We start from the raw sequence: 16,598 nt of genomic DNA, 5'->3' as shown, positions 1-16,598 counted from the left end.
ATTTTTTCATCATATCCTTGTAAAATGAATCTTATCAGCCAACAAATATAAAATCAAAGCTGGTAACAGTCTCTTTTTATTTGTATCTCAATTTATGGTGCTCTATATGTCTACGTCAATCCTATCTAATATGGTAGCGTCCACTTTGTCACGATGGCTATTACCTGCCATCTGGACTACTGGTAGTGCGCAACAGCGCACCTTGATGTTAGGGGTATCGTTTGCCATAGTATCCAATGTGTTGTTTGGCATACTCTATGCGTACAGCAGTTTTTTGGCACCTTTATCAGGTACGCAAGTATTTATTTGGCGCATGTTGGCGATGTGGGCGGTATTGATCGGATATTTGCTTGTCAGTGGTCGGCTCAATTTGCATATTGATAAGCTACGCGCCTTGAAGTCAGTCAAACAATGGGCATGGTTACTATTGCCAACGCCAATATTTTTAAGTCAGTTGTGGCTATTTATGTGGGCACCCGTCAATGGTCAAGGCGTACAGACGGCGATGGGATATTTCTTATTCCCCTTGATGATGGTGGTGTTCGGTTGCGTATTGTTTGGTGAAAAGCTCAGCCGCCTCCAGTGGTTAGCAGTCGCATTTGCAGCGGTCGGCGTGGGCAGTGAAATTATACGGACGCAAAGCGTGTCGTGGGCGACTCTATGGGTCTGCGGTACCTATCCGATATATTATATTGTACGCAGACTGCAAGGTATTGATGCGATTACCGGCATGCTGGTGGATTTGACTATTTTTGCCCCCTTTGCGCTTGGTTATTTAGTCTTCTTTGCGCCAAGCAGCTTAACTCTGGTAGCAGGTTCTGGATTCTTTATGGTGATGCTGGCAGGTTTGGGTATACTTAGCGTACTGGCCATTAAAACTAATATTGATGCCAGTCAAATGTTGCCTGTGAATGTATACGGGATGATGAGTTATTTAGAGCCGGCGTTATTGTTTATTTTAGCGGTAACGGTTCTTGGTAATCCGTTTGAGTCAGCTATGATATACAGCTATGGTTTGATTTGGCTAGGTATTGCCTTCTTAATTGCTCATGGTATCCGTCAGTTACGTCGTGCTCGTCGTAATACGCGAGTTGTGTTAAATGAGCAGGCAGCTTAATAAAAAAACGTGAAATAAAAAGTATAGTGAAATAAAAAACGGACAATTCAGCCACTAGGTTGAATTGTCCGTTTTGTCATAAAGAAACAAGTGCGTTGTTAAACTAACATCTCTAGTATAAAAGCGGCTAGTCTAAATGTTGTTTAAAGCCGCGCTGTTTATCACGTTCCCAATCACGGTCTTTTAAGGTTTTGCGTTTGTCGTGCTGTTTTTTACCTACCGCCAGCGCAATCTGGCATTTGACCATTGAGCGCTTCCAATAACAAGACAAAGGTACGCAGGAATAGCCTTTTTGGTTGACTGCTCCAAATAGTTTTTCGATTTCGCGGCGATTGAGCAGCAGCTTGCGAGTCCGAATACTATCAGGGTCTACATGGGTCGAGCTTGAAAGTAGGGCTTGCACATGCGACCCAAATAAGAACGCTTCCCCATTACGGAAGGTAACGTAAGCTTCCGTAATCTTCATTTTACCGGCACGGATGGCTTTAACTTCCCAACCTTGGAGTGACAAACCTGCTTCAAACGTCTCTTCAATGAAGTACTCGTGGCGAGCCTTTTTATTGGCACAAATTTGATTGTCAGGCTTTTTTGATTTTTTTGACATGGCTTCCTCTTCTAGACATGGCGTCTTCGTCTGACCAATTCCTCATCCTATCGTCAAACCTAACTATCTGGTTTTGACTACAAATACAGATGAGTCGAACCGCCTATTGTAGCAAAGCATCCAACGAAAATGTAAGTAGGCTGTTATGACAAATGTAGCGGCTGAGTTGCATAATGAACGAGCAACGTTGAGAGTTTATGAGCCATAAAAACCAGTGCTTTTTGCTAAGTTATATTAGCAATGACGGTAATTAAAGAATAAAGAGCACTGACTAGTGTTTGTTACCAACAGATAAATGGTAGATAAGTGTTAAATTTAGGCAAAATTTGCTAGCATAGTCGGTAATATTAACGACCAAATTAGCACCGCTATGAGCCTTCCTGCGACTTCCTCAAAATTACATACTAAAATTTTATATCCGGGTACCTTTGACCCCATTACTAATGGTCATGTGGACTTAGTCACACGGGCGGTAAAACTGTTTGACGAAGTGGTTATTGCCGTTGCTTCGGGCCATCATAAAAAGCCTTTATTTAATTTTGAAGAGCGCGTAGCATTAGTCGAGACCGTATTTTCTGATTTACCGCAAGTATCCGTAATAGGCTTTGAAGGTCTATTAGTTGATTTTATGCGCGAAAAAAACGCCACCGCCGTACTGCGTGGTCTGCGGGCCATGTCAGACTTTGAATACGAGTTTCAGCTGGCTAACATGAACCGTGAGCTTGATGAAAACTTTGAAGCGGTGTTTTTAACCCCCTCTCAGAATTACTCGTTTATCTCATCGACTATGATTCGCGAAATCGCTAAACTTGGTGGTGATGTCAGTAAATTCGTGCCAGATTGTGTTGCCGAAGCCTTTACGCAAAAACTAGATGTATAGTCTATTTACCTTAAAATGACTACAGGGTGGCTGGGGAAAGTTTTGCAGCATCGAAAAGTGGCGTAGCCGCACAGCAGGCAAGAAAGTTTTTACCAGCCTCACGTAACTAAGACGTGTCTAATTCGGTTTTGTATCAAATACTTAGAAGTTAAATATACAATAGCCAATTCCAACAAATAAGGAGCCGTTAATGGCGCTATTAATCACGGATGAATGCATCAACTGTGATGTGTGCGAGCCTGCTTGCCCAAATGATGCTATCTCCGAAGGCGATGATATTTATGTTATCGACCCTGACTTGTGCACTGAATGTGTTGGGCACTTTGACGAACCGCAATGCGTGGTAATTTGTCCGGTTGACTGTATTCCTCATGACCCTAATTATGTCGAAACGAAAAGCGATTTGATGTCAAAATACAAACGTATTACTGGTAAATAAGCTACTGGGCAATAAGTCATTATGAAACATAACTATTAAAAACGACTACACACATCTAACCACCATTTAAGAAGCCTTCATTCTAATACTCTCTTTAAAAATAAAAGCCAACTAGGAAGACGAGTGCAAATGCTGTATTCGTAGGCTGAGTGAGTCTGAGAATATTGGCTTAGCTAGACTGTTTTTTGAAATTGGTATAAAGAGCTAATATTTTACGGACAAGACTATGACTATCAGTATGGACCAGTCTACGAGTGACTTTGACCAACAACATCTCTGGCATCCTTATGCCAGCCTGCCGCCCACTTATCCTAATATCGTTATCGACCATGCCGATGGCATTTATATTGTCACCCAAGATGGCACACGCCTTATCGATGGCATGTCTTCATGGTGGGCGAGCGTTCATGGCTATAATCATCCCAAACTAAATGCCGCTATCATTGACCAGCTGGGCAAAATGGCACACGTGATGTTCGGTGGCTTGACCCATCAGCCAGCGATAGATTTAGGCAAAAAATTACTAGATATTGTCCCTGCTGGACTCGATGCTATTTTCTATTCCGATAGTGGCAGTATCGCGGTGGAAGTCGCGCTTAAGATGGCGCTGCAGTATCAAGTTGCCGCCAAACGCCCAAACAAGAAGCAATTTGCTTCTACTCATTCAGGATATTATGGTGATACTTGGCATGCGATGAGTGTCTGTGATCCGGTAGCGGGCATGCACAGTTTGTATGGCAATCAATTGCCCATGCAGCATTTTGTACCTGCGCCACCGTTGGGGTTTGAGCGTGCGTTGATGGAAGATGAGCGCGATGAGTTAACCGCTTTTTTTGATAACAATAGCGACAAGCTGGCAGGCTTTATTATTGAGCCGATTATCCAAGGCGCTGGCGGTATGCGCTTCTATAGTCCTGAGTATTTGCAACTGTTGCGTCAGCTGTGTGATGAGCATGATGTAGTATTGATTGCCGATGAAATCGCGACTGGATTTGGCCGTAGTGGCAAGCTATTTGCTTGCGAGCATGCCAATATCAGCCCTGATATTATGACTATTGGCAAAGCGCTTACTGGTGGCTATATGACCTTTGCGGCGACTTTATGTACGCGCAAAATTGCTGAGACTATTAGCCAGAGTGATTATCCAGCGCTGATGCACGGCCCTACTTTTATGGGTAATCCGCTAGCTTGCGCAGTAGCTTGTGCATCAATTGATTTGATAGTGTCTTATGATATTGAGTCGCGCACCGCAAATATGCAAGCTGTTATGGAACAGGAGCTCTCAGCTACAGCGGCTTTAGAGAGCGTCTTCGAGGTACGTTGTCTGGGTGCAGTAGCCGTTATTGAGCTATATGACGCGGTTGATATGCCTACCTTTCAATCCTTACTTATTGAAAATGAAATTTGGGTCAGGCCATTTGGTAAATTGGTCTATATCATGCCGCCTTATGTTATTACCGATGATGAACTTACGACTTTATGTCAGACACTATTAAAAGTGGTGAATATTTATTTAGCGCAAACTTCGAAAACAGCTTTACACAGTGAAGCCTAACGATATTTTTTTATTTTATCAGCTAGCAAGTCTTCTGTCATAAGGTAAGTTATGAGCGTTCTATTTATCTCCGGTATCGATACTGATATTGGCAAAACTTATGCCACTGGAATGATTGCTAAAGCGTTGATGCAGCAAGGTATCAATGTCATGACCCAAAAGTTAGTACAAACGGGTGTGTCGGTAGATCCGCTTAACGGTGAAATGAGTATTGCTGACGATATTATTACTCATCGTCAACTGATGGATATCTCGCTACAGCCTTGTGATCTTGATTTTACCAGTTGTCCTTATCGTTATCAAAAGCCTGCGTCACCGCATTTATCGGCTAAGCTTTCAGGACAAACACTCGATTTTGAAGTCATAACCGAGGCTACTCAACGTTTGCAAGCCGAGTATAAAGTAGTGTTATTAGAAGGGGCAGGTGGGTTATTAGTGCCGATAACGGAGCAATTATTAACCTTAGATTATATTGCTACTCAAGGCTATCCTGTCATTCTGGTTACCTCGGGGCGGCTTGGCAGTATCAATCATACTTTACTCAGTTTGGAAGCCATACAATCGCGTGGCCTACAAGTCCATAGCGTTATTTATAATCATATTCATGATGCCAGTGCTAATACCGATGCTGAGATAGCTGACAGTACCATTGATTTTTTGCAAAACTACCTTCAACAGCATTATCCCAGTGCGCATTGGTTACAGCTGCCGCATTTAACGATTAACACGCCAGCTAATACTAAAGTGCTATCAGCAGATGATTGTTTAACTTTGCCCAGTAACTTTGTTTGAGTAATTTATATATTTAATTTACATATTTAATAGCTGTATTTTAAGCGGGCAAATAACTGAAAAAGACTTCCCCAAATAAGCGTAAGGTTTGCTATACTAGCGCGCTTGGTAGACTAGGCAATCGCCGCTGCACACTGGCAACAGACGAGCAGGGGAGGAAAGTCCGGGCTACATAGGGCAGCGTGCCAGCTAACGGCTGGGCAGGGTAACTTGACGACCAGTGCAGCAGAGAGTAGACCGCCTTTGATTATTTGATTGTCGCAAGACGTTGATGTCATCGGTAAGGGTGAAAGGGTGCGGTAAGAGCGCACCGCGTGTCTGGCAACAGTTCACGGCATGGTAAACTCCACGCGTAGCAAGACCAAATAGGCATCGGCATGGCGCGGCCCGCGTTCGATGCGGGTAGGTTGCTTGAGCGTATTAGCGATGATACGCCTAGAGGAATGATTGTCCACGACAGAACCCGGCTTATCGGTTTACCAAACCTTTTTTAGTGCTTTTTTTTAAAAGTACATTGTAGTACAGGCTTGGTGTTTTAAAATTGCAGTTATTTTGAATTTAATTCAATATTTTTTGCAAAAAATGCTGCCTAAGGGTTGACGCAAGTTATCTGCTTAGGCATAATACTGAGCCTTAAATGGCGATGTAGCTCAGCTGGTTAGAGCGCATGACTCATAATCGTGAGGTCAAGAGTTCAAGTCTCTTCATCGCCACCATTTATATGTAGTTGCTCGAATTTAAAACTCCAATCCTTTGTGATTGGTTTTTTTTTGCCTGAAAAATACTCAACTCTTCAAGCCCTTTCTACCTAGCAGTTATAATTTCTCCCCTTCTACCTCATATAGCCGCAAGCTAAGTCAGCTTCATCAATCAGCTAAGTTATTTTCGTCGTTAAATCACTTGATCTTTAAATCAAATGCTTGCTGACGAAATCGCCTTACTTTACAGCAGAAAACTGCTAGAATACGCTCACATGCCTGCGCGTATTAGTAAGCGCTATGAGCTGTTGATTTGAGGCGATAATATTAGCGAACCAGCTGATATTAATTATGGGCGATTATTTTATTAATTGCGCCTGACATCATTTTTTATTCCCATTATTCAATCACCCCTTATTTAGTAGGCGCTTTGTGACTGCATTAGCCAATATTCGTAACTTTTCTATCATTGCCCACATTGATCATGGCAAGTCGACCCTTGCTGATCGTTTTATTCAAATGTGCGGCGCGCTGCAAGATCGCGAAATGCAGGCGCAAGTACTCGACTCCATGGATATTGAGCGTGAGCGCGGTATTACCATTAAAGCGCAGTCGGTGACTTTGTATTATGATCACCCCAATGGTGAGCGTTATCAGCTCAATTTTATTGATACGCCAGGCCACGTCGATTTCTCTTATGAGGTTTCGCGCTCACTAGCGGCTTGTGAAGGCGCATTATTGGTGGTTGATGCTGCGCAAGGTGTGGAAGCACAATCTGTTGCTAACTGCTATACCGCGGTCGATCAGGGCCTAGAAGTGATGGCCGTTCTAAACAAGATTGACTTGCCGCAAGTTGAGCCTGAACGCGTTATTCAAGAAATTGAAGATATTATCGGCATCGAAGCTATTGACGCCCCGCGTGTATCAGCAAAGTCTGGGCTGGGTGTTGATAAGCTGCTAGAGGCATTGGTTGAGTTTATTCCAGCGCCGACTGGTGACCGTGAAGCGCCGCTACAAGCCTTGATCATTGATTCATGGTTTGATAACTATTTGGGCGTCGTCTCATTAGTACGCGTGCGTCAAGGGACAGTACGTCAAGGCGATAAAATCTATATTAAATCGACCAAAGATTCGCATCCAGTGGGCTCAATTGGTGTCTTTACACCGAAGCCTTTGGATACCGGTATTTTAGAAGCTGGTGAAGTTGGTTTTATCATTGCGGGTATTAAAGACATTGCCGGTGCGCCGGTTGGTGATACTATTACTCATGCCAAAACGCCTGATGTTGACTTTATTCCTGGGTTTAAGAAAGTCACCCCACAAGTGTATGCGGGTATGTTCCCGGTCGAATCTACTGATTTTGAAAAATTTCGTGAGGCGCTACAAAAATTACAAATTAACGATGCTTCGTTATTTTTTGAGCCAGATACCTCAGATGCCTTAGGTTTTGGTTTTCGCTGCGGATTTTTGGGTATGTTGCACATGGAAATTATCCAAGAGCGCCTAGAGCGTGAATATAACTTGGACTTAATTACTACAGCACCCTCGGTCATTTATGAGATTGTGAAGAAAGATGGCGAGATTATTTATGTTGATAACCCGTCAAGACTACCTGAACCTAATAACATCGAAGAGTTCCGCGAACCCATAGCGCGCTGTCAGATTTTAGTACCGCAAGATTATCTTGGTAATGTTATGACTCTCTGTATGGAGCGTCGCGGTATGCAGGTTGATATGCGCTTTATGGGCAAACAAGTCCAGCTGATATTTGATATTCCGATGGGCGAGGTGGTGATGGATTTCTTCGATCGCCTCAAATCAGTCTCGCGCGGATTTGCTTCACTTGATTATAACTTTGAGCGTTATCAAGTTGATAACCTAGTCAAAGTTGATGTGCTGATTAATGGCGAGAAAGTGGATGCCTTAGCAATGATTGTACACCAAGCACAATCTCGTTATCGTGGTAATGCGCTCGTTGGCAAGATGAAAGAGCTGATTCCAAGACAGATGTTTGATGTGGCCATTCAAGCCGCTATCGGCGGTCAAATTATCGGTCGTAGTACGGTGAAAGCCATGCGTAAAGACGTGTTGGCTAAGTGTTATGGCGGTGACGTCTCGCGTAAGAAAAAACTATTGTCTAAGCAAAAAGCAGGTAAAAAACGTATGAAGCAAGTCGGTAATGTGGAGATTCCGCAAGAAGCCTTCTTAGCGGTATTGCAAGTAGATTAAAATATTGATATCAAAATAATCATAGCTAGTCTTATAAATTAAATAGTCAAATAAGCAGCTTGTTAATAGGTCATTGAGTATGGATTTTGATTTTAATTTAATTTTGGTGCCATTAACCTTAGTCTTAGGTGTGGTCTGGCTATTAGACAAACTAGCATTTAAGCAGCGTAAAACCCGTGGGCCCGGCAAAGAAAGTTTACTGGTACGCTGGGCCTATGATTTTTTTCCCGTACTAGCAGTGGTGTTAATAGTGCGCTCGTTCTTGATTGAGCCGTTTAATATCCCATCATCTTCTATGGTGCCGACTTTATATACGGGCGACTTTATTGCCGTTAATAAATATGCTTATGGCGTACGTTTACCGCTTACTTATAATAAAATTATAGATACGGGTTCGCCGGAACATGGTGATGTGATGGTATTTCGCTATCCTGAAAACCCCAGCATTTATTATATTAAGCGCTTGATTGGTTTACCAGGTGATACCGTTAGCTATGATCAAGGCACACTTGCGATTAATGATGTACCAGTAGACACTAAGTTAGTGAATTTTGATGCCAATGCTGAGCTGACTTCTCAGTTGTATGGCGCAGGGCAGGTTGCTCCCGGACAAGTCATTACTGAGCAAGCAGCAGTACAGATGGGACAAGAAGAAGAAGGTCAGGCGCAATATTTTCAAGAAAACCAAGGTGACAATCAGCATCTAGTTCGTTATTTAGAGGGTATGAATAGCTCACAGTATGCCCCTTTTTTACAGCAACAAGCGCCAGAAGTAGTCAGCTCAGAGGGCACGCAGTGGAGTATTACTGTGCCTGAAGGTCAATATTTTGTAATGGGTGATAACCGCGATCGTAGTGCTGATGGACGTTTTTGGGGCTTTGTTCCTGATGAAAACTTAGCCGGTAAAGCCGTTTATATTTGGATGCATAAACCGCCAGGTCTTAATCTGCCTACCTTTGCACGTAATGGCTCTATTGACTAAGATGATAAATGGTCTACTGGCTGGTTTAATTACTGGTCGGCCTAACAACTGGATGGCGTACTAATTTAATATTGCCACGATCACTCGTTTTTGCCCTGTAAATCATAGACAAGCGCCTTATGAATACGAAGTTTGTGCTAATATTGACGCCAACTGAATTTTTATTACTACACAACCTCAAGACTTGTCTATAAAAGAGCTATCGCTACAGTAGGGATAGCTACTAAAAAACAATAATTTATCAGTCGGGAGATGTTATTTTGCAGCAGTTGTCTGGTTTGTCTTCACAGCGCGGCGCTAGTGCGACTAGTATAGTGTTGTTTATAATCGTTCTTGGTGTTGCCGCTAAGTTAGTGATTGCTATTGTACCGGCACAGGTCAGCGACTACCAACTGACTAAAACCTTGGAATCACAGCTTAAAAAAGCAAACAGTGATAGTGTGACGGCCAATCAGTTTGTTGAACAGGTTAATAAACAGTTATCCATTAATGCTGATTATGATACCAAAGCTGAAGACGTGTTTACCTTTACCAATAAAAAGACAGGTCAACTGGCTATCTATAAGAAGTACGAAAAAACCAACACCCTCTATGGTAATGTCGATATCGTTAATCGCTTCGAGGGAAATATCGATGCGGCAGCAGCCGAGTAGTTTGTTGTAAAAGTAATCTGATTTTTAGATTATTAATATTTGAAAGCGCTTCTTCGCTCTTGTTATAGAGACCTTATCAGAACATTCGGAAATCTATTTTTTATAAAAACTCTATGCATTTAGCCAACTCAATCATTGAAATAAAAGGGATAGCCACAAGCCACGCATGAAATCAATTTCGCAGCAAAATCAGGCGGTGCCTACGGTCCAAAAAAATAGTGCACCTGTGGACACTTTTCTTATCAGCTCAGACTTTATTCAACGGTTGACGGTATTGACCCGTAAGTTGGGTTATGTATTTAATGATCTTAGCTTACCTAAGCTTGCGTTGACCCATCGCTCGTTTGATAGCAAAAAAAACTACGAGCGTTTAGAGTTTTTAGGGGATGCACTATTGGGTATGATTGTTGGTGAGGCCTTATATCATCGCTACCCCACCCAAAATGAAGGGCGCTTGACTCGTATGCGCGCAACCTTAGTACGTCAAGAGTCGTTGGTGACGATTGCACAAAACTTAGAGTTGTCCAACCACTTGATCTTAGGTGTGGGTGAGCGGAAAGGGGGCGGCCGTAACCGTGCTTCGATATTGGCAGATGCTGTGGAATCCCTTATAGGCGCTATTTATTTAGACAGTCAAGATATGACTATTACTCGGACGTGCGTATTGTCATGGTACGGGGATCTTATTGATAACGTTAATGATCAAAAAGTACTCAAAGACGCCAAAAGCCGTCTACAAGAATGGCTACAATCTAAGCAATTTGATCTACCACACTATGAACTCATGGAGACGCGTGGTAATGCGCCGCATCAGATATTTGTGGTGCGCTGTCAGGTAAATATCACTAAGTGTCCTGATATTACAGAGTCTGGCGAAAGTCGCCGCATTGCTGAGCAAAAAGCGGCAGAGCTAATGATCAATCAGTTGTATAAGCTGCCGAATGCGCTCAAAAAACGTTCTTAGTATGAACACTAGCTATCCAAATAAATACCATTAAATTATAATGATTTTTAAATACATAACCTTCTCGCTGTTAGCTTTATGTTTCGATAAAGCTATTTCGATTAAGTAATTAGAGACAGTTGAGCAGTATTTATAAAACCCCACAGGATCAACCTATGAGCAATCGCACCGACTTGCCATCTAACCATAAAGATAATGCCGATAATATGACCGAAAACACCAATAATTTGACAGAAAATACAGACCTAAGCTCAGTTGAAAATGCCGTTGAAGGCACAGACTCTGCGTCCGATGAGAACAATGCTGAGTTGACCAATGCTGATTTGAACAGTGCTGAGCTAGATAATGATACAGCGATCGAAGCGTTTTTTGCGCCAAGTGGACACACTAGTGTTGACGAAGATTTTAAAGCCGGTTATGTGGCGATTGTTGGGCGTCCGAATGTTGGTAAGTCGACTTTAATGAATCATTTATTGGGTCAAAAGCTGTCTATTACCTCGCGCAAACCGCAAACGACACGTCATCGTATTCACGGTATTTTGTCTAACGATGAGATGCAAGCGGTGTTTGTTGATACTCCAGGTATCCACCGTAATGAAGTACGCGCTATCAATGAGCGCATGAATAAGGCCGCAGTTTCAGCATTGGTCGATGTCGACTTAGTGCTATTTGTAGTCGACTCAGATCAGTGGCGTGATGATGATTTACTAGTCCTACAGAAGCTGGGTGATACTGAATTGACCGTGGTCTTAGTGATTAATAAAGCGGATACTTTGAAGGATAAAGGCAGCATCTTGCCTCTGATTGAAACCTTTAGTGATAGCTTTGATTTTGCTGATATCGTACCGGTTTCTGCATTGAAGAGTCAGAATCTAGATCGTCTACAAGAAGTCATTGCTTCACATCTGCCAAAGGCTGCACCCATTTATGACACTGAGCAAATTACTGATCGCTCAGAACGGTTTTTGGCCAGTGAAATTATCCGCGAAAAAATCATGCGTAGTGCTGGTGATGAAGTACCTTATGATTTGACGGTTCAAATTGATGAATTTAAAGATGAAGCTGCGCACATGGATCCAAAAACGGGTCGTCCGCGCAAAGCCTGTACCTTTATTGATGCTACTATTTTTGTAGAGCGCAGTGGTCAAAAAGCGATTGTTATCGGTGAAAAAGGCCAGCGTATCAAACAAGTTGGTATTGATTCGCGTAAGGATATGGAGCAGCTGTTTGATAAAAAAGTCATGCTGACGTTGTGGGTGAAAGTGAAGCGTGGCTGGTCTGATGATGAACGCGCCCTGACCAGTTTGGGTTATTGATTAAATAGCTAATTAAGTGAATAATTAGACGGGAAAATCGTACCTAAATAGGGCATATTAAGGTCAACGCTGAGGTAATAAACCATGCGTAATGAAGCATTAATCGGTTATTTATTACATCAGAGGCCTTTCCAAGAAAAGCGTGCGCTATATTACTTGTTCTCGCAGCAACAGGGTGTCATTCATGGCATTGGTAAAAAAGGCGCACCGCTATTTGTGCCATTACAACTTTTTGCTACCGGCAAACGGGATCTAAAGACGTTCAGTCAGATTAATATCGCACAGACAGACATCGTAAAAACAGATATTGTAAAAACAGATATTGTAAAAACAGACATCGCACAAACAGACAGTACCGCTATAGTAGTAGAGCAGAAGCCCTACAAACAAATTAGCGGTCAACATCAATACGCCGCCTTGTATTTAAATGAAATACTCTGGCGGCTGCTGCCTACCGAACATCCTATGCCAGTATTATGGCAGCATTATCAAGACAGTTTGCAACAACTGAAGCAACCCCTAACCGCTAACGAGCTGCGTTTATGTTTACGGCACTTTGAACAGCATTTATTTATCGAGTTAGGATTTGCTTTGACGCTGGCGCATGACAATACTTTGGCCGCCATCGAGGCTGATTGCGCTTATCGGTTCTTGCCTGATGTGGGGCTAGTTCCGATTGTACAAACTGATCATTCAGCGAGCACTAGCGTACAAATGGTTTTTGATGGCAGCGAGATAATGATGATGGCAGAGCAAGGTATATCTGATATCACGCTTGGGTCATGGTCACGTTTGCACCGACAGCTGATTGATCATCTACTGGATTACCAGCCTTTGCAAAGTCGTTTACTGTGGCAACAACAACAGCGCTATCAATAACCAGTTTAAAGTTCAATAAAAGCTCCACATAACCTATTTATCGGTAAATCATCTGAATATTACTAAAAGGATTTTTTATGGCTATCCCCTCACAAGTATCCTCCTCAAAACAAAATGTAACCCCAGAAAATCTTCAGCAACAACCTCCAAAAGAATCACTACAAAAAAAACCACTGCCACTATTAGGCGTCAATATCGACCATGTGGCAACCTTGCGTCAAGCGCGCGGGGTCAGTTATCCGAGTCCTTTAGCAGCCGCATTATTATGCGAAAAAGCGGGCGCAGACGGTATTACCATTCATCTGCGTGAAGATCGACGTCATATTCAAGATGCGGATGTTTATGAAATCGCCGAGCAGCTGACCACTCGATTGAACTTAGAGATGGCCGCTACGACTGAGATGCTAGCGATTGCCTGTGAAGTGCAGCCGTTTTGGGTTTGCTTAGTACCCGAAAAGCGTGCAGAGCTGACCACTGAAGGCGGCCTTGATGTTGCAGGGCAGAAGGTATGGCTGACCGATTATATTAACAAGCTCCACAACGGCGGTATCAAAGTATCTTTATTTATTGACCCTGACGAGACCCAAATCAAAGCTGCCGTTGCCTGTCAAGCTGACGCTATTGAGCTGCATACTGGCGCTTATGCAGAAATGGGATTAGCGGGTAATACTGAGGGAAAGCAAGCTGAATTACAGCGCATTAAGCAAGCAGTTAGCACTGCACAGCACGCTGATAATAAACTGTTGATTAATGCGGGTCACGGTTTGACACGTGATAACGTTAGCGCTATTGCCCAAATTGACGGTATTTATGAGCTTAACATTGGCCATGCACTCATTGCTGACGCAGTATTCGTCGGTTTAGCTCAAGCAGTCACTATGATGAAAGCGGCCATGTATCAGTAAGTACCAACTCAAAGATACAGTCGGTACACTTTAAAACAGATACAGATGCAGCTACACGCATTCATCTAAGTATTTACGTATTACTGTTATTCAGCATTGACTATAGTGTATTGAAAATAACTAGTCCTTACAGCCAGTATCATGAATGCTATTAGGCTTGTACTTGATGATCCCTGATTGATTAAACGATATTTGATACATTTTTTGGTTATAAGATACGCTTGGGCAGTATTTAATGTGTCCAAAAAACCCGCGTGGCTTACCGCTATCGCCAGCAAATCTCACATAAGAACGGTTGCCAGCGCGTAGATGTAGCGTGGCATACTGAGGATCTAGTGTTTGTGTTTCCAAAAGTGCATCGGTATTGGCATCAAAATTATTATTGTCGTTATTGTCTATAAATAGTAGCAAAGTCTTGTCGCTGTCTCTATGGCAAACTCCATCGGTATCAGACAAGCATGCTAGAACATTTCGGTGTTGAATAAAACTTTCTGCTTTAGCAATGGCAAGGGTATTCTTAATATCGAACCTGATACGCTTGGCTTCCATGTGTGCCAGTTGCGTTACTATAGAGGGAGCAGCGATGGTGGCTACAATCGCCAAAATTGCTACCGTCACGATAAGCTCTACTAAAGTAAAGCCATATTCGCTACTAAGTCTATAAGGCTCCTTGTGAATTTTAAGTTTTTTATTGGGTGAAGCTGATTGAATGACTTTAGGGCGAATATTATAAACATGGTTTACTAATGCTGAACAGACACGTTTATACTTAGTAAGAACTAACTTAAATAAGGCAAGCACAGATGCCTGCTGATTACTCGATATTATTTTAGATAACATAGCCATAAGCTGTTGTTGCCTATATAAGTAGTGACGTTAAACTGAGTAGTTTGACTTGCCTGTATAGTATTTAGCATAGTATTCAATTCTTTAATGCATTAATAGAATTATGTTGACTGTCACAATATAAACAGAATATATGTCTATTGTCAAAAAATGTTTCAATTAGTGAGTGCTAGGTTTTAACAATAGAGAAATACGTGCACTTGCATTAAACTAAGCGCAGACAATAGATATCATTTGATATGTTGTCTATTGCGAATTAGCATTCAAAAGCCAGTAAGCGCAATTTATGTTAGTTCTCAGTAAAATAAGCAGACCATTGTGTTTTAGTTACAACGCTATCGTGTAATAATGTGTAGCCCCTTAACGAAAAAAGTTGTAAACTTAATTGATAGTCGATAAGCTACTTCCTAATTGGTTTTGTTGTATAATTACAAATTCATAACGGTGTCTGCTTTTAGGTCATCTGGGAAGTGGTTCTGCTTAACGCATCACTCAAATTATCCTTTGGAGGAAGTCCATGAAATTGAATAAAATTGCTCTAGCTTTATTTGCCGTGACAGCTGCGCCACTAGCAGCCAACGCTGGCGTTACTATTAGCCCATTACTACTAGGTTATCACTATAGCGAAGGCGCTGACGATGACCAGCTTGATTTGTTAAAAGATTCCGATGGTAGCGGTGATAGTTACTACAAAGAAGATGGTTTATACACTGGTGCTGCGCTAGGTATCGAGCTTACTCCTTCTACTCAGTTTCAAGTAGAATATGGTGTATCAAATACTGATGCCATTCGCCAAGATGGAAGCGACAATTTTGATGCCGAACAAGAAATGATTTCTGGTAACTTCTTAATTGGTACCGAAGAATTTACTGGTTATACTGATGGTGCCTTCAAGCCATACATGCTGATCGGTGCTGGTCAATCTAAACTTGAGATCGAAGATGCATCTGGCAATCAAGTTGCAGAGACTACTGACACTATCGGTAACTTAGGTTTAGGTGCTATGTATCGCATCAATAACGCGCTAAGCCTACGTGGTGAAGCACGTGCGATTCATAACTTCGACAACAACTGGTGGGAAGGCATGGCCTTAGCCGGTCTAGAAGTGGTACTAGGGGGTCATTTAGCCCCAACAGTAGCTGTACCACCAATGGTAGAACCAGAAGCTCCAGTAGTTGGTACTCCAATTATCGTTGTTGAATCTGATCTTGATTCTGACGGTGATGGCGTATATGACAGCATGGATGCTTGCCCAGGCACTCCAATGAACGTGGTTGTAGATGAACGCGGTTGCCCAGTACCAGTAGACATTACTGATGAGCTGAAAATGGAACTTCGTGTATTCTTTGATAACGATAAATCAGCTATCAAAACACAGTATCAGCCTGAGATTGCTAAAGTAGCAGAGAAAATGCGTGAGTATCCTAACTCTACCGCACGCGTTGAAGGTCATGCCTCTAAAACTGGTCCTTCAGCACGTTACAACCAACGTCTATCTGAAGCTCGTGCCGTTGCTGTAAAATCTATGTTGACTAACGAATTTGGTATTGCACCAAACCGTCTATCAACAATTGGTTACGGTTATGACCGTCCAATCGCTCCAAACGATACTGAAGAAGGTCGTGCTATGAACCGTCGTGTTTATGCCATCATCACTGGTGACAAAACTATGACTGTTGAACAAACTAAAGACATGGTTATTCAGTAAGCAATTGCTTATTAAGTAAAACATAACCAAT

General features: G+C 42.3%; 15 protein-coding genes, 1 tRNA gene and 1 other RNA gene. 15 read left to right on the top strand and 2 right to left on the bottom strand.

The window, feature by feature from the left end:
• The first annotated feature begins 106 nt into the window (after positions 1–106).
• On the top strand, positions 107–1,117 hold the full coding sequence (gene rarD / locus JMX97_RS08225; protein ID WP_201556736.1) for an EamA family transporter RarD: 1,011 nt from the start codon (positions 107–109) through the stop codon (positions 1,115–1,117).
• A gap of 127 nt (positions 1,118–1,244) precedes the next feature.
• On the opposite strand, the gene smpB is transcribed toward rarD, so the two are convergent.
• The gene (smpB, locus tag JMX97_RS08220; protein WP_201556728.1) at positions 1,245–1,721 is read right to left on the bottom strand and encodes an SsrA-binding protein SmpB; all 477 of its coding nucleotides are present in this window, start codon (positions 1,719–1,721) and stop codon (positions 1,245–1,247) included.
• A 370-nt stretch (positions 1,722–2,091) separates the two neighbouring features.
• Here smpB and coaD point away from each other — a divergent pair, with 370 nt between their 5' ends.
• The 13 genes from coaD to JMX97_RS08155 all read left to right on the top strand — a co-directional run bounded on the left by coaD (position 2,092) and on the right by JMX97_RS08155 (position 14,013).
• The gene (gene coaD, locus JMX97_RS08215) at positions 2,092–2,601 is read left to right on the top strand and encodes a pantetheine-phosphate adenylyltransferase (protein ID WP_201556720.1); all 510 of its coding nucleotides are present in this window, start codon (positions 2,092–2,094) and stop codon (positions 2,599–2,601) included.
• A 190-nt stretch (positions 2,602–2,791) separates the two neighbouring features.
• Positions 2,792–3,040, top strand: coding sequence for a YfhL family 4Fe-4S dicluster ferredoxin (locus JMX97_RS08210; RefSeq protein ID WP_201556718.1), 249 nt, complete (start codon positions 2,792–2,794; stop codon positions 3,038–3,040).
• 226 nt (positions 3,041–3,266) lie between these two features.
• On the top strand, positions 3,267–4,595 hold the full coding sequence (gene bioA, locus JMX97_RS08205) for an adenosylmethionine--8-amino-7-oxononanoate transaminase (RefSeq protein WP_201556710.1): 1,329 nt from the start codon (positions 3,267–3,269) through the stop codon (positions 4,593–4,595).
• Positions 4,596–4,646: 51 nt separating this feature from the next.
• Positions 4,647–5,387 (top strand): dethiobiotin synthase, encoded by a 741-nt coding sequence (bioD, locus tag JMX97_RS08200; protein WP_201556708.1) that lies wholly within the window; start codon positions 4,647–4,649, stop codon positions 5,385–5,387.
• 105 nt (positions 5,388–5,492) lie between these two features.
• Positions 5,493–5,874: RNase P RNA component class A (gene rnpB, locus JMX97_RS08195), an RNA gene on the top strand.
• Between the two features lie 152 nt (positions 5,875–6,026).
• A tRNA-Met gene (locus JMX97_RS08190) sits at positions 6,027–6,103 on the top strand.
• Between the two features lie 414 nt (positions 6,104–6,517).
• A complete protein-coding gene (gene lepA, locus JMX97_RS08185) occupies positions 6,518–8,314 on the top strand; it encodes a translation elongation factor 4 (RefSeq protein ID WP_201556706.1) in 1,797 nt (598 codons plus the stop codon).
• A gap of 79 nt (positions 8,315–8,393) precedes the next feature.
• Positions 8,394–9,296: a signal peptidase I gene (gene lepB, locus JMX97_RS08180; protein ID WP_201556704.1), complete on the top strand. Its 903-nt coding sequence runs from the start codon at positions 8,394–8,396 to the stop codon at positions 9,294–9,296.
• A 260-nt stretch (positions 9,297–9,556) separates the two neighbouring features.
• On the top strand, positions 9,557–9,949 hold the full coding sequence (locus JMX97_RS08175) for a DUF4845 domain-containing protein (protein ID WP_227671518.1): 393 nt from the start codon (positions 9,557–9,559) through the stop codon (positions 9,947–9,949).
• Positions 9,950–10,115: 166 nt separating this feature from the next.
• Positions 10,116–10,913, top strand: a complete 798-nt coding sequence (gene rnc, locus JMX97_RS08170; RefSeq protein WP_201556702.1) for a ribonuclease III — start codon at positions 10,116–10,118, stop codon at positions 10,911–10,913.
• 155 nt (positions 10,914–11,068) lie between these two features.
• Positions 11,069–12,229, top strand: coding sequence for a GTPase Era (gene era / locus JMX97_RS08165; protein ID WP_201556700.1), 1,161 nt, complete (start codon positions 11,069–11,071; stop codon positions 12,227–12,229).
• A gap of 84 nt (positions 12,230–12,313) precedes the next feature.
• Positions 12,314–13,108: a DNA repair protein RecO gene (gene recO / locus JMX97_RS08160; protein WP_201556698.1), complete on the top strand. Its 795-nt coding sequence runs from the start codon at positions 12,314–12,316 to the stop codon at positions 13,106–13,108.
• A gap of 77 nt (positions 13,109–13,185) precedes the next feature.
• Positions 13,186–14,013 carry a pyridoxine 5'-phosphate synthase gene (locus JMX97_RS08155; protein ID WP_201556696.1) on the top strand — a complete coding sequence of 276 codons (828 nt, stop codon included), beginning with the start codon at positions 13,186–13,188 and terminating at the stop codon, positions 14,011–14,013.
• 120 nt (positions 14,014–14,133) lie between these two features.
• Here the strand turns inward: JMX97_RS08155 and JMX97_RS08150 are convergent, their stop codons facing one another.
• Complete coding sequence (locus JMX97_RS08150; RefSeq protein ID WP_227671519.1) at positions 14,134–14,859, bottom strand: Tfp pilus assembly protein FimT/FimU; 726 nt, start codon at positions 14,857–14,859, stop codon at positions 14,134–14,136.
• 517 nt (positions 14,860–15,376) lie between these two features.
• On the opposite strand from JMX97_RS08150, the gene JMX97_RS08145 reads away from it, so the two are divergent.
• Positions 15,377–16,567: an OmpA family protein gene (locus JMX97_RS08145; RefSeq protein ID WP_201556694.1), complete on the top strand. Its 1,191-nt coding sequence runs from the start codon at positions 15,377–15,379 to the stop codon at positions 16,565–16,567.
• Positions 16,568–16,598 lie beyond the last annotated feature (31 nt).

This window comes from Psychrobacter sp. 72-O-c (assembly GCF_904846605.1).
GTDB lineage: Bacteria > Pseudomonadota > Gammaproteobacteria > Pseudomonadales > Moraxellaceae > Psychrobacter.
This window is presented reverse-complemented; position numbering and strand designations above follow the sequence as displayed.

Bases quoted from the DNA above. Each gene is read 5' to 3' on its own strand.
- smpB (WP_201556728.1), bottom strand. From the start codon at position 1,721: ATGTCAAAAAAATCAAAAAAGCCTGACAATCAAATTTGTGCCAATAAA.
- coaD (WP_201556720.1), top strand. From the start codon at position 2,092: ATGAGCCTTCCTGCGACTTCCTCAAAATTACATACTAAAATTTTATAT.
- lepB (WP_201556704.1), top strand. From the start codon at position 8,394: ATGGATTTTGATTTTAATTTAATTTTGGTGCCATTAACCTTAGTCTTA.
- bioD (WP_201556708.1), top strand. From the start codon at position 4,647: ATGAGCGTTCTATTTATCTCCGGTATCGATACTGATATTGGCAAAACT.
- rarD (WP_201556736.1), top strand. From the start codon at position 107: ATGTCTACGTCAATCCTATCTAATATGGTAGCGTCCACTTTGTCACGA.
- recO (WP_201556698.1), top strand. From the start codon at position 12,314: ATGCGTAATGAAGCATTAATCGGTTATTTATTACATCAGAGGCCTTTC.
- JMX97_RS08155 (WP_201556696.1), top strand. From the start codon at position 13,186: ATGGCTATCCCCTCACAAGTATCCTCCTCAAAACAAAATGTAACCCCA.
- rnc (WP_201556702.1), top strand. From the start codon at position 10,116: ATGAAATCAATTTCGCAGCAAAATCAGGCGGTGCCTACGGTCCAAAAA.
- JMX97_RS08150 (WP_227671519.1), bottom strand. From the start codon at position 14,859: ATGGCTATGTTATCTAAAATAATATCGAGTAATCAGCAGGCATCTGTG.
- JMX97_RS08145 (WP_201556694.1), top strand. From the start codon at position 15,377: ATGAAATTGAATAAAATTGCTCTAGCTTTATTTGCCGTGACAGCTGCG.
- JMX97_RS08210 (WP_201556718.1), top strand. From the start codon at position 2,792: ATGGCGCTATTAATCACGGATGAATGCATCAACTGTGATGTGTGCGAG.
- bioA (WP_201556710.1), top strand. From the start codon at position 3,267: ATGACTATCAGTATGGACCAGTCTACGAGTGACTTTGACCAACAACAT.
- era (WP_201556700.1), top strand. From the start codon at position 11,069: ATGAGCAATCGCACCGACTTGCCATCTAACCATAAAGATAATGCCGAT.